At 53.6% G+C, this 13648-nt stretch carries 11 protein-coding genes and 2 tRNA genes; 5 read left to right on the forward strand and 8 right to left on the reverse strand.

Annotation, left to right across the window (positions count from 1 at the left end; translation table 11 throughout):
• The 4 genes from BN3277_RS03620 to BN3277_RS03635 form a co-directional block, all read right to left on the reverse strand.
• Positions 1-990: an ABC transporter permease gene (locus tag BN3277_RS03620; protein ID WP_392396616.1), complete on the reverse strand. Its 990-nt coding sequence runs from the start codon at positions 988-990 to the stop codon at positions 1-3.
• 54 nt (positions 991-1044) lie between these two features.
• Entirely contained in the window at positions 1045-2709 is a 1665-nt protein-coding gene (locus BN3277_RS03625; RefSeq protein ID WP_059040943.1) for an ABC transporter substrate-binding protein, read from the reverse strand.
• Positions 2710-2810: 101 nt separating this feature from the next.
• On the reverse strand, positions 2811-3812 hold the full coding sequence (locus tag BN3277_RS03630; protein ID WP_059040944.1) for an ABC transporter ATP-binding protein: 1002 nt from the start codon (positions 3810-3812) through the stop codon (positions 2811-2813).
• Positions 3809-4798, reverse strand: coding sequence for an ABC transporter ATP-binding protein (locus BN3277_RS03635; protein ID WP_059040945.1), 990 nt, complete (start codon positions 4796-4798; stop codon positions 3809-3811). The genes BN3277_RS03630 and BN3277_RS03635 overlap by 4 nt, the downstream gene beginning before the upstream one ends.
• A gap of 528 nt (positions 4799-5326) precedes the next feature.
• On the opposite strand from BN3277_RS03635, the gene BN3277_RS03640 reads away from it, so the two are divergent.
• The 4 genes from BN3277_RS03640 (at position 5327) to BN3277_RS03655 (ending at position 7079) form a co-directional block, all read left to right on the forward strand.
• Positions 5327-5908 carry a thioredoxin family protein gene (locus tag BN3277_RS03640; protein WP_059040946.1) on the forward strand — a complete coding sequence of 194 codons (582 nt, stop codon included), beginning with the start codon at positions 5327-5329 and terminating at the stop codon, positions 5906-5908.
• A gap of 4 nt (positions 5909-5912) precedes the next feature.
• Positions 5913-6413, forward strand: coding sequence for a glutathione peroxidase (locus BN3277_RS03645; RefSeq protein ID WP_059041180.1), 501 nt, complete (start codon positions 5913-5915; stop codon positions 6411-6413).
• 227 nt (positions 6414-6640) lie between these two features.
• The gene (locus tag BN3277_RS03650) at positions 6641-6922 is read left to right on the forward strand and encodes a PilZ domain-containing protein (protein ID WP_157688679.1); all 282 of its coding nucleotides are present in this window, start codon (positions 6641-6643) and stop codon (positions 6920-6922) included.
• 83 nt (positions 6923-7005) lie between these two features.
• Positions 7006-7079: transfer RNA gene (locus BN3277_RS03655), tRNA-Gly, on the forward strand.
• Between the two features lie 49 nt (positions 7080-7128).
• Here BN3277_RS03655 and BN3277_RS03660 read toward each other — a convergent pair.
• The gene (locus BN3277_RS03660; RefSeq protein ID WP_059040948.1) at positions 7129-9171 is read right to left on the reverse strand and encodes a LuxR C-terminal-related transcriptional regulator; all 2043 of its coding nucleotides are present in this window, start codon (positions 9169-9171) and stop codon (positions 7129-7131) included.
• A 120-nt stretch (positions 9172-9291) separates the two neighbouring features.
• On the opposite strand from BN3277_RS03660, the gene ilvB reads away from it, so the two are divergent.
• Positions 9292-11049 (forward strand): biosynthetic-type acetolactate synthase large subunit, encoded by a 1758-nt coding sequence (gene ilvB / locus BN3277_RS03665; RefSeq protein WP_232436316.1) that lies wholly within the window; start codon positions 9292-9294, stop codon positions 11047-11049.
• 197 nt (positions 11050-11246) lie between these two features.
• Here ilvB and ltrA read toward each other — a convergent pair whose 3' ends face one another.
• The 3 genes from ltrA to BN3277_RS03680 all read right to left on the reverse strand — a co-directional run bounded on the left by ltrA (position 11247) and on the right by BN3277_RS03680 (position 13618).
• A complete protein-coding gene (gene ltrA, locus BN3277_RS03670; protein ID WP_059040950.1) occupies positions 11247-12665 on the reverse strand; it encodes a group II intron reverse transcriptase/maturase in 1419 nt (472 codons plus the stop codon).
• 439 nt (positions 12666-13104) lie between these two features.
• Positions 13105-13178, reverse strand: a tRNA-Arg gene (locus tag BN3277_RS03675).
• A gap of 89 nt (positions 13179-13267) precedes the next feature.
• Positions 13268-13618, reverse strand: coding sequence for a hypothetical protein (locus tag BN3277_RS03680; RefSeq protein ID WP_232436317.1), 351 nt, complete (start codon positions 13616-13618; stop codon positions 13268-13270).
• Between the last annotated feature and the right edge of the window lie 30 nt (positions 13619-13648).

Below are 13648 nucleotides of genomic sequence, written 5' to 3' on the forward strand. Positions count from 1 at the left end.
TTACCGGTAACGGATGCGCGGATCAACTGCTGCGTACAGCAAATCCACGATCAAATTGATGACGACGAACAAAAAGGCAATGATCAGAATTCCGGATTGAATGACCGGATAATCGCGCGAGCTGATCGCCTCGTAAATGTAACGTCCTACGCCAGGCCATGCGAAAATCGTTTCGGTTAAGACCGCGCCGCCAAGCAGCGCGCCCGTCTGAAGGCCGATCACCGTCAGCACCGGGATAAACGCATTTTTCAGCGCGTGTTTATACACGACGATGAACTGTGACAGCCCTTTGGCTTTGGCCGTCCGCACGAAATCTGAGTTCATGACTTCCAGCATGCTGGACCGCGTCATCCGGGCGATAACCGCCATCGGAATTGTGCCCAGCGCCACACTTGGCAGGATCAAATGCTTGCACACCGTCCACAACTGATCCCATCGACCCGCGATAAGGCTGTCGATCAGATACAGATTGGTGACCGCTTCGACCGGATCCCGCTGATTCATTCGCCCGATGGAGGGCAACCAATGTAACTTAAGCGAGAAGATCCACTGCTCCATGAGGCCTAGCCAGAAGATCGGCATCGATACCCCAATCAGGGCGATCAGCATGCAGATATAATCAAACCAAGAGTTCTGCTTCCAGGCGCTGATAATGCCGGCGTTGACGCCAAAGAAAATCGCAAACGCCATGGCCGCCACGGTTAATTCCGCCGTTGCCGCCAGATACGGAGTGATCTCCTGGGCAATCGGCACTCTCGTGCGGATCGATTGCCCCAGATCCCCTTTCAGCAAATCCCCCATGTACGTGAAGTACTGCTGATACCACGGATTATTCAGGCCAAGCTGCTCGCGAAGCGCCTCTTTAGACTGCTCGGTCGCCTTCTGCCCCAGAATCGTTTCCGCGGGATCCCCGGGAATTGCATGAATAATGGAAAACACGATAATCGTCATGCCGATCAGGACAGGAACCATGATGAGTATTCGTTTCATTACATAAGCTTTCAAGATGAGGTTCACCTGCCAGAGGCGTTAAGATACCGCCTGTTATTCGAAATAGATGTTGCTGTAGTACTCCGTACCCGTCGGCGCCGGTACATACCCTTTCAGGTTCGCTTTTGCTGCCAGGAGCGGCGTCGTATGCACGAGCGGAATCCATGGTGCATCGGCTTTGATGATCTCTTGCGCTTGTTTATACAACTCTTCGCGTTTCGGTTGCTCGGTTTCTTTTTGCGCCGCAATCAACAATTCATGCAGCTCGTCGTTCGCATAGTAGCTGTAGTTGTTAGACGGAATTGCGTCTTTGTCCAGCAGGGTGTACAAGAAGTTGTCCGGGTCCCCGTTGTCGCCGGTCCAGCCGAGCATGAACAGATCGTCTTTCTCGCCGGCTTGAGCATCGTCCAGATAAGTAGCCCATTCCGGAGATTGGATTACCACCTTCACGCCAACGGCTTCGAAATTCTGTTGGATAACTTCGGCAACTTTCTTGCCGTCAGGCATATAAGGACGAGATACCGGCATTGCATAGAAGACATACTCGCCTGGCAGGCCGTTCGAATAACCCGCTTCCGCCAGCAACGCTTTTGCTTTCTCCGGATCATATTCGTAATCGGTAATGCTGTCGTTGTAACCCCACAGGGACGGCGGCATCGGGTTCTTAGCCGGTTCCGCTTGGCCTGCGAAGAAAGCATCGATGATCGCTTGCTTATCAACGGCATAGTTCAGCGCTTGTCTAACTTTCACGTTGTTAAACGGTTCTTTCTTGAGGTTAAAACCAACATAACCTACGTTGTTGGAAGGACGCTCGATCTTTTGCAGATCCGGGTTCGCTTCCAATGTCGCCAGATCGTCCGGGCTCAAGTCTTCCATCAAATCAATCTCCCCGCTTTGCAAAGCATTAAAGCGTGCGGAGTTATCAGGGATCGAGCGAACGATGACTTTATTCAGTTTCGGAAGGCCTTCCTTCCAGTAGCTCGCATTCTTTTCCAGCGTGATCGAGTCGTTGCGTTTCCACTCTTTGAATACAAATGGACCTGTACCAACCGGCTCGTTTTTGAAGTTTTCCTTCTTCTCTTGAATGGCCGTTGGGCTGGCAATGCCGAAGGAGGTCATAGCCAGGTTTTGCAGGAACGGCGCTTGTGGTTGATTCAACGTGAATTCTACCGTATTCGCATCAACGGCTTTCACTTCTTTAATGACGCGTTTGCCGTCCGGGCCAAACATGGAATCATAGTAGTCGAAGGAATCGCCTTCGAATTTGAATTCACTCTTCGGATCCGTCCAGCGGTTGAAGTTAAACACGACAGCGTCGGCATTAAAATCCGTACCATCATGGAACTTCACGCCTTGACGCAGCTTAAAGGTGTAAGTCAAGCCGTCGTCCGAAACCGTCCAGCTCTCGGCGAGCGAGCCCTGAACCTCCGTGGTTCCTTCCTTATACTCCAACAAGGAGTCAAACACTTGGTGCGCGATTTTCAGCGATTCACCGTCAGTGACGATCGCCGGATCCAGCGAAGCGGAATCCCCGCCGCGGCCCACGATCAAGGTATCTTGGGCTGTACCTGTCGGAGCATTCGCTTCCGCATTTGTTCCCGCATTCGTTCCACCGGCGTTGCTGCCACCGGCATTTTTGTTGCCTCCGCAACCCGTTAGGGCAACGGCTGCGCTAAGCATCAGCACTAAAACGACACTACTCCATCTCTTTGCTTTCATATTGTGGCTCCCTTCTGAATCACGATATATAATTTCTTGTTTATAAGAAGCCGGGCACATAACCCGAGCTATAAACCATAGCGGTAGTCTAAAAATATCAATTATGCCAAGCTCGCGCTTCCCGCGGATTTCGCTTCCGTGAACAGGTGGCAAGCCGTCAGATGGCCGGCATCCGTTTCGGCCAACTCAGGACGGTGCGTTCGGCAGACGTCCATCGCCATCGGACACCGCGTATGGAACGCGCAACCAACCGGCGCATTGGCCGGGCTAGGCACTTCGCCCTGCAGGATGATCCGCTCGTTCTTCTTGTCCGGGTCCGGCTCCGGCACCGCGGACAGGAGCGCCTGCGTGTAAGGATGTTGCGGCGCCGAGTACAGCTTGTGCTTATCGGCAATCTCGACGATCCGGCCGAGGTACATGACCGCCACCCGGTCGCAGATATGCTTCACGACACTCAAATCGTGGGCGATAAAAATGTACGTCAATCCGAATTCCTCCTGCAGATCCTGAAGCAGGTTCACCACCTGCGACTGAATCGACACGTCCAGTGCAGAAACAGGCTCGTCAGCGACGATCAGCTTCGGCTGCAGCGACAACGCGCGGGCGATGCCGATCCGCTGCCGTTGACCGCCGGAGAACTGATGCGGATACCGCTGGAGATGGCTTTGCGTCAGCCCAACGACATCGATCAATCGGTCGATCATCGCTTTACGCTCCTTGGCATTGCCGACGCCGTGAACGATCAGCGGTTCCTCGAGGATTCGTTGCACGGTATGACGCGGATCCAACGAGGAGAACGGATCCTGGAACACGATCTGCATATCCTTGCGTTTCCGACGCAGGGCTTCCGGTGACAAGGCCGTGATATTCTCTCCTTCGAACATCACCTTCCCGCCGGTCGGCTCGATCAGCCGGAGCAAGGAACGGCCGGTTGTTGATTTGCCACAGCCGCTTTCTCCCACTAATCCAAACGTTTCGCCCTTCTGCACCGTAAACGAGATATCGTCGACTGCTTTAACAAATTGCTGTGATTTGCCGAACCATCCGCTATCGATGGGGTAGTATTTTTTCAAGTGCTCGACTTGCAGTAAGGGTTCACTCATACGACTTCCTCCTGTGGTGATTCATGGAGCCAGCACCGGCAGCTGTGCGCTGTTTCGTATTCCTTGAGTTCCGGTAGCTGCTCCAGGCAAATCGGCATCGCGTGCTGACAACGTTCGGCAAACCGACAGCCCTTCATCTGCGTATTCAAAATCGGTACGTTCCCCGGAATGGAGAACAGGCGCTTGCGCTCTTCATCCATGCGCGGCACCGATTTGATCAATCCTTGCGTGTAGGGGTGCAGCGGATTTTTGAAAATATCCCGCACACTGCCTTCCTCCACGACTTTACCGGCATACATGACCGCGACCCGGTGGCACATTTCGGCAACGACCCCAAGGTCGTGCGTAATCATCATGACGGCGGTGCCGTTCTCTTCGTTCAAACGCCGGATCAGATCGAGGATCTGCGCCTGGATCGTTACGTCGAGCGCCGTGGTAGGTTCGTCGGCGATCAGCAGCTCAGGGTTGCAGGAAATCGCCATCGCGATCATGACCCGCTGTCTCATCCCGCCGGACAGCTGATGCGGATATTCATCGATGATGGCTTCCGGCCTTGGGATGCCCACCTTTTTCAACATGTCGATCGTGTGCTCGCGCGCTTCCTTCTTACTCAGCCCCCGGTGCAGTCGGACCGTCTCCCCGATTTGCTGGCCTACCGTAAACAAAGGATTCAGCGACGTCATCGGCTCCTGAAAAATCATGGAGATGGAGTTGCCGCGAATCGCCCGCATTTCCCGCTCCTTCATCGGAACGATGTCCTGCCCCTTAAACTCAATCGACCCGCCGGTAATTTTCCCGGGTGGCTGCGGGATCAGCTTTAAGATGGACAAGGAGGTTACGCTTTTGCCGCAGCCGGACTCGCCAACGACGCCAAGCACCTCACCGGGATTCACGTACAGGTTCACGCCGTCCACCGCAGGGATTTCGCCTCGATCGGTAAAAAAGTGGGTGTGCAAATCCTTGATCTGCAAAATGGGTTGAATCATGTTACAGCCTCTTTTCCTGAAAAAATGGAATATCGCAATTTCGACAATGTCCATCAATAAAAGACAAATGTGCAATCGTTCTATCTTGCTGTGATTTACTAAAGCAACAAGGTATAATTGAGCCTTCCAGCCCTGATTCCCGAAACTCGAATACGGTCGAATTGTCTTTTCATGGCGGACGGTTGTATATTCCCGCTTCTTCACTTCAACTAGCTAAAGCAACAACCTAAACGACAACGTAGATTTAAGCAATATACGATAAATCACAATTTTATTGCCGTTTTTCTACTAAAAGTGACATTTAATCGAACTATGGTCAATTGAGGTGTTAAGTTAACTGACACAAGCGAGAAAAATGTTTATTTGATAAGTTACTTTACAGCATTTTCACAGGATAGACAATAGAAAATTTCTTAATGTTACGTTGATGACAGCTATTCTTGGGGCGATCTATTTAAATTTGAGATATTGGGAACTTTTGGAGTAGAATGGAGGTAAACGTTATCAATTCTTGCGAGAGGTGATGTTATGAGTTTTACGTTGACCCTGGGAAATCCAGCTCCGAACTTTAACCTGCCGGCCACGGACGGCCTGACTTACTCTCTGGAATCCTTTGCTTCGGCCAAGGTGCTCGTCGTGTTTTTTACCTGCAACCACTGTCCTTACGTGATCGGCTCCGATGAAGTCACCCGGCAAACGGCCGAGAAATTCAAGGATCGCGGTGTCGTTTTCGTAGGCATCAACTCAAACAGCGAAAGCACGCACCCGGATGATTCCTTTGAACACATGGTTACACGGATGGAGCAGCACCGGTTCCCGTGGGTGTATCTCCGCGATAAGGAACAAATGGCAGCCAAGGACTACGGGGCGCTCCGCACACCGCATTTCTTTGTCTTTGATGCCGATCGCAAGCTTGTATATACGGGACGCGGCGTCGATAACCCGCGCGATACGAGTAAAATGACGGTTAACGATCTGGATCGCGCTTTGGAGGAACTCACGTCTGGGAACACCGTATCGATCCCGCTGACGAATCCGATCGGATGTAACGTAAAATGGGAAGGGCAGGACGCCCACTGGATGCCAGCGGATGCCTGCGATTTGGTATAAAACGATGAATAACCTTTACGATATCGAAGTCCGTACGATTACGGGCGATCCAACGACACTAGCGCCATACCGCGGCCAAGTGCTGCTGATCGTCAATACCGCCAGCGCCTGCGGATTGACGCCGCACTATGCAGGGCTGCAGCGACTGTACAACGAATATAAGGATCAAGGCTTCTCCGTCCTTGGGTTTCCGTGCAACCAGTTCGCCGAGCAAGAGCCCGGGACCGAAGCGGAGATTAAGGCGTTTTGCGAAACAAATTATCAGGTCACCTTCCCGCTCTTCGCTAAAATCGACGTGAACGGGGAGCAGGCCCATCCGTTATACCGTTATCTGCGGGAGCATACGCCAGAACCTTATGACACGGGCGACATCGAATGGAACTTCGTGAAGTTCCTTATTGGGCGAGACGGCGAGGTCGTTAAGCGTTATGGAGCTCGCACCGAACCGGCTGAGATCGAGCCGGACCTTCGGGAGTTGCTGTCCAATTCGGCGGCAAACCGCTGAGAGTACGCTTATACGCCCAGATCCGTCAACAGCCGCTGTGAGCAACATGCTCCGGCGGCTTTTTTTGGATTGCTGCCTCTGCACAAAAACCAGTGTTCAACTCGACAAATTTCGCTATAATCTTATTTATGACAACTACTAGAAGAGCTGAACCCTTTCGTTATACCCTGAATCCACCAATCGCAGCGTCGCTCGAAATCCTGTCCGTCAACGGTCAATCGCTGCCCTTGAAACCTGCACAGATCGATCTCATTGATATCAGCAAATCCGGTTGCCGGGTTCGTACCGAACTCAATCTGCACGCGTCCACCCATGCCATGCGCATCCTTTTGCATGTACGCCTAAACGATGAGCCCCGCACCTATTCCGGAGAAATTCGCTGGCAGGAAGAGCTTGAACCCCCACACCACCATTATGGGTTACATCTGGAACTTACCGACGAGGAGAAGGAGGGTCTAAACGTCGAGTTGAGAGAGATGGCTGCATTCCGACGAATCATCGTGAAGTAATTTGAAAAGGCCCCGACCGGTAATTTATGGCGGGGCTTGATTCTTATCTTCGTTGGCGTTATAATATTCCTTGCTTAGCTTTTGCGGGTGTAGTTCAATGGTAGAACGCCAGCTTCCCAAGCTTGAGGCGAGGGTTCGATTCCCTTCACCCGCTCCATAACCTTTTTTAACCTCCAAGCCCTTTGATGCCAAAGGGTTTTTTTGATTTATCCGGAAGGTGTGGACCTCAGCACGGCCATGACGATTTGGGTCCGATTACGGAAGCCCGTTTTTTGCAGCATTGCGTTGATATGCTTCTTCACCGCCGCCTCGCTGATAAACAGACGGGCGGCGATTTCTTTATTCGATGCCCCCGTAGCCAGAACATCCGCTACCTCCCACTCCCTCGGTGTAAAGCCGAAGCGGGCCCGATCCGGCTGCTCCTCGTCTGGTGCGTCATCGGAACCTCCACGATCGGCCGGAGTCCGGTAGTCCGCGATCTGCTCCAAATAAGCCGCCCATCTTCGGCCACGGGTATCCAGCCGGAAGTACGCTGCTTCCGTTCTTCCGCCAAAGCGGTATATTTCAGGTAAATCCGGCACGCGCGTAAACCCCAGACTTCGATGGGAATCCAGATAAAAAGGCAAGGCCGGAGGCGAGGCGATCAACAGCATTCCCGCATGAATATATTCCATCATTAAATTTACGGTATCGGAACGCAGCTCGATTTGCTCCGGGTCGAGGACGTCGATGGCAAACACGAACTTCGCGCCTGATTTTTCATAACTAATCCCGCTCCTAAGCTCTTCAGGCCGGGCCTTAAAATAAGGACCCGACACCGGATGGCGAAGCAAGTATTCCGCCGTATCCGCACGAATCGGCAGCATCGCGGCCAGCCCGACCACATCCCCCTCAGGATTTCGAAGCAGCCGTAAAGCGTCCTGATCCAACGCGAGCAACGATTCCGGCTCCCAGCCTTCCAAGCGGTAGACGCTCTCCTTCGCGGATAGCTCGTACTGGAAAAGACCGCCCGTTTCTAAATCCGAACAGGAAATTTGGTACGTCCGGTCATCCGCTCTCCTCTGCCCCAAATACTGTTTTACCTCCTCTACCGTTTGCGGTCGGACGGCCTCCCAATAATTTCTCGAATTTCGACTGAATCGAAAATGCGCCCGCAGGATCGGGTTTCCCGCCAAGCTAATTAGTTCGTGCACCTCCCTGGCGGCATCCTTCCCCCCAGACGTTCTCGTCCGAATCCGCGTGGAGAGGACTTCTGCCGCACGGGACCGATAATCGCTATACGTATCTGGCTGGCGCTCTCGCAACGACCGGCAAATCAAACTTCGGGCCAGCTCATGCATTTCCCATCCCCGTCCGGCCAGTCTGACGAAAGACAGCTTTAGCAACCCGTCGAAGGCTTCACCGGGGAAAGGAGCCCCCAGCATACCCTGCAACAAATCCTGATCAAAATAACGCGGCACGGCTGCGGCATATACCAGGGCTCGCAGCGTTTCCCCCGGAACTTCCTGAAGCCAGGACTGAAGCAGCTCCTCGAAGGAGCTCTGGATATCTCCTCGGGCAACTCCCTCCTCTTGATGTGCCCCTTCCTCCGCCAATAGCGCCAGCGAAAGCGGGTGCCCGGCTGTCGTCAGCCATAACCGGACCCTTCTCCGCTCGTCCACAATACCGCGGCGTTCCAAGTAGAGCATCGCTTCCTCCCGAGTAAAGCACTCTAGCGGAAGCGGTTGGATCCATTTTCGCCAAATAGAAGACAGCATCCATGAACCGCCCAGCGGATGACGTCCCGCAATAACAAGGATCGCATCCGCCCGGAGCATGGGAAAAAACTCTTCACGCAGCCATTGATCCACGCTCCCGGCCGCTTCATATTGATCGAGCGCTAATACCAGCTTCCCGTTGCCGGCTGTGGCATTTAGCTCTTCCGCCAACCGCCGAGGATCCGGTTCTGCCTGCGCTTCTTCCCGGTTCATAGCTAACAAGCTGCTTACGGTTTGCAGAAACCAGGTCGTCTGCCCCATCGCCTCTCGCAAATCAATCCGCAGGAATAACGCCCCGGCTTGTAAAGCTTCGACCCGGAAGCGGGTGAGCAGCTCCGTTTTGCCGATCCCTGCCGTGCCGTACACATTAAGAATACCGCCGGGGGAACCCTGATTTTGCCGTAAACGTTCCTGAAAAGAGGCCAGCTCCTTCTCCCGGCCGATAAACTCCTCCTCAGCGAGCCGGCCGACCGCATCGCGGAATGTCTCCATCCGTAATACCTCCGTTTCAACGCAAGTTTAGCCAAAAGTATACTACCAATGTAACGATATGGGTAGTGCCCTCCCCATGGCAGCCATGGTACCGTTATTGAAAAAATGGGAGAGATTGATATGAAAAAACAGGATCGCGAGAGGCTGCTACGGCGCGAGGTGATCAGCGGATCGGAAATCCTGCTGCGGACACTGTTGCTGGAAGGGGTGGAATGCGTATTTGGTTACCCGGGGGGATCGGTGCTTTACATCTACGACGCCATGCACGGGAATCCGGACTTTAACCACCTACTAACCCGACACGAGCAAGGAGCAATTCATGCAGCTGACGGTTATGCCAGAGCGACGGGAAAAACCGGGGTTTGCCTGGCGACTTCCGGTCCCGGGGCGACCAACTTGATCACCGGAATTGCCACCGCTTACGCGGACAGCGTTCCGCTTGTCGTCATCACCGGGAATGTCGCGACTTCCTTACTGGGCACCGATGCGTTTCAGGAGGCCGATATCCTCGGGATGACCCAACCGGTAACCAAACATAGCTATATGGCGCGAAGGCCGGGGGATTTGCCGCGAATCCTACGGGAAGCTTTTTACTTGGCGAGCTCCGGGCGGAAAGGCCCGGTGCTGGTGGATATCCCGAAGGATGTGTCCGCGGCGACAGCCGAGTTTATTTACCCGGAGGAAGTATCCGTCCGGGGTTATACTCCAGCGCCGGAGGTATCCCCGTCTGCCGTTAGGGAATTGGGCGCGGCAATCCGTCGCGCGAAACGTCCGCTTCTCATTGCAGGCGCCGGCGTTATTCATTCCGGGGCCGAAGCAGAGCTGGCGCGGCTGGCGCGTGGGGCGGGCATCCCCGTGACCACGACGCTGCTAGGCATCGGCGCCTTCCCAACCCGGGATCCCCTTGCCCTCGGCATGGCAGGCATGCACGGAACGGTCGCCGCCAATCGGGCGATCCTTGGCTGCGATTTGTTGATATCGGTTGGCTCCCGTTTTGATGACCGGTTGACGATGCGCCCGGACAGATTCGCCCGGCAAGCCGTTATCGCCCACATCGATATCGATGCTGCGGAAATCGACAAGCTGGTCCCCAGCTCGTTGCCGGTTGTCGGCGATGCCCGTGCCGTTTTGACGGCTTTGCTGCATGAGCTCGAACTGACGGGTGGGGAAGAAGAAGGCGAAGCGGGGGCTAGGCATGACAAGCCAACAGGCGATTGGTTAAATGAATTGGAGCAAATCCGCAGCATTTACCCGCTTCGCTACCACAACCCCGAGGACGGGCTCAAACCGCAATATGTCATTGAGCAGATGGCTGAATTAACCGGCGGTGAAGCCATTGTCACGACCGACGTCGGACAGCACCAAATGTGGACGGCCCAATTTGGTTGGTTTAACCAGCCTCGCACGCTGATCACCTCTGGCGGACTCGGCACCATGGGCTTTGGCTTTCCTTCCGCCATCGGAGCGCAAATCGGCAACCCCGGACGGACAGTTATCTCGGTCAACGGCGACGGGGGGATGCAGATGTGCTCCCAAGAACTCGCCGTCTGCGCGCTCCACGGCATCCCGGTAAAGATTGCCGTTATTAACAATCGCACGCTGGGCATGATCAAGCAATGGCAGGAGCTCGTATATGATGGAAGGCATAGTCACATCGATCTGTCGGGAAGCCCCGACTTCGTCAAGCTGGCCCAGGCCTACGGCGTGAGAGGACTTCGGGCGGAGACAAAGCAGGAGGCCCGAAAGGCCTGGATGGAAGCCTTAGAACACCCGGGACCGGTCCTGATCGATTTCGTCGTTGACCGGGACGAGTTGGTCTACCCAATGGTGCCTCAAGGTAAAGCACTAGAAGATATGATCATTGGAACGTCATCATGATCCATCAGGTGGCAGGTACTCTCGCAATGCTCGAGACTCCGCTCCACCGCCCCGCTGGCGCGGGCGAGTTCGCTCCGACGAACCCCCCGCCGGGGGTTCTCAGCCCAACCTGGGACACAATCGGGTAGGAGGCTACCCATTAATTGAGTAGCCGACCTCCCACACCACCGTACGTACCGTTCGGTATACGGCGGTTCCTAAGTTTTCGCAGTTACTTGTCGATAATAATCCGAGAAGAAGAGAAATCCTAAGCCCTTGAGGGTGTTATTTCCGAGGGACTTCGAGAGGACGGGGCTATTGGAGATTCTCCAGTAGCCCTTTCTCGTGTTTGCGTATTCCCATGCTTTTTGTCCTTGGATTCCGAGCGATTGCAGTTTCTCGAATTTCGTCCTCACTCGTTTCCACTGCTTCCAGAAGATCATGCGAATCCGCCTTCTCATCCATTCATCCGTGGATTGGAGCATACTTTTCATATCCGCTATTTTGTAGTAGTTGATCCACCCCATGATGTAGCGTCTAAGCTTTTCGGCTCGTTCTTCATTTCCCATCCCGTTGCTTCTGGACGTGAGCTCCTTTACTTTGGCTTTCATCTTGGCAGCGGATTTCGGATGAATGCGGACTCGTGTCTCTCCTTTCCTTTTGTAGAAGGAGAACCCAAGAAATTTAACCTTCCACGCCTCGTCCACCACTGTCTTATCCCGGTTCACTTTGAGAAACAACTTCTTTTCAATGAAGGGAAGAATGTTCTCCAGTGTCCGTTCCGCGCTCCTTTTGCTTTTGCTGAAGATCAGGAGATCGTCCGCATAGCGCACGAAGCGGTGCCCGCGGCTTTCCAGTTCCTTGTCCAGTTCGTTCAGCATAATGTTGCTGAGAATTGGACTCAGATTGCCCCCTTGCGGTACGCCGATTTCCGTATCCTCGAAGCGGTGCTTCACGACAACGCCGGCTTTCAGGTACTTGTGGATGAGCGAGATGACCCGCCCGTCTTTAATGGTTCGGGATAAGACTTCCACCAATTTGCTTTGGTTAACGGTGTCAAAGAATTTCTCCAAGTCCATATCGACCACGTATTTGTACCCTTCTTCGATGTTTGATTGGCTTCTCTGAATAGCGTTATGTGCGCTTCTCTTGGGTCGGAATCCGAAACTGTTCTCCGAAAACTGTTTTTCGTAGATCGGGGTAAGCACTTGAGCGATCGCCTGTTGGATAACTCGGTCAACAACCGTAGGAATTCCCAGGTTTCTCTTCTTTCCGTTCTCTTTCGGGATTTCTACCCTTCGAACAGGATTCGGACGGTAGGTTCCGTCCAGAATGGATTCCTTGATGGTTTCTCCGTTCTCTCGGAGATATTGTAGAAGTTCATCTACTCCCATCCCGTCGATTCCGTGAGATCCTTTGTTAGTTTTGACCCGCTTGAACGCTTCGTTCATGTTGTCTCTGCTAACGATTTTCTCAAGCAACTCGTCCTTCGACTCGGTTGCGTCGGTGCTGTCGGTTTCAGGTATCCGCTCAGGACTGTGCGCTCCCGCATATTCTCCATGTTCCGCATGTACGTTTTGCGTCGAGCCTTCTCTTCGAAGTTGGCTGCACTTGACTCCTGTTTCGGTACCATTCATTAACCCACACCTCCTTAGGTTCAGCCCTTCCCTCAAGTTGTCGACTAACCGAGGTACTATGGCGTCTGCTGACTTCTCATGATAAATCTTGTTTCAACCATGATTTGAAATTCATCTCCTCACGTCCATGAGACCTCCCACGGTAAGACGCGTAACTTTCATCCCGTATACCCGCCGCATTTACATCCGCGTGTCCGTGCAGTTTATTGGATTTCGTCTTGTTTAGCAGACTCATCCCACTTTGGATGCCTGATGCGATTCGTGTTCCTCAGGCCGGGACTTTGCCTCCAGCTTCCTTCAGATTCCACCTCACGATGGACACCCTTGCTCTTGGCTAATGGTTGGCAACTGCCAGCCCCCATAGCGGACTTTCACCGCCTAGCTACGCGCCATGCGTGGCGCACTAAAAAAAGCACCCCGATGGGTGCTTTCTCTATCACGTCCCAGGAGGGATTCGAACCCCCGACCGACGGCTTAGAAGGCCGTTGCTCTATCCAGCTGAGCTACTGGGACACCTTGGTATGAAAAAAGGATGCGTTAATTATTATAGCGCATCCTTTTTGTTTTTTCAAAGCGCTTTTAGCGGAAAATTCGCGCATTTTTCAAGACGGTAGCTCCTCCAGCTTGGCCGTGATTTGCTCGTTGGCGAGCAGGTTTTGCAGGAACTCCTTGCGTTGAACCTCCGCCTTCGGCCACCCCCGGTCTCCAAACCGCTCTTCCGCCACCTCGGCAAACGCCTGATGCTGACTATTGTCGTACCAGTCGATCTCCAAGTCGGCTTCACTGCGGATCATCCGTATAATCTCATACCCTTCCCCGTCTGCAGCACGCGCCACATACACAAAAAGATCGGGGTCGCCCACCGCGCCCGGATACACCTGAATTACGGCGCAGGGGCGCCCTTGATGCTCATCCATCCGCCGAACTTCAGCATCCTTGATATAATACGTCACAGGCGTCACTCCTTTCGATACAAATCAAGA

The sequence above is a fragment of the Paenibacillus rubinfantis genome (assembly GCF_001486505.1).
In the GTDB taxonomy this organism is placed as follows: Bacteria; Bacillota; Bacilli; order Paenibacillales; family Paenibacillaceae; genus Fontibacillus; species Fontibacillus rubinfantis.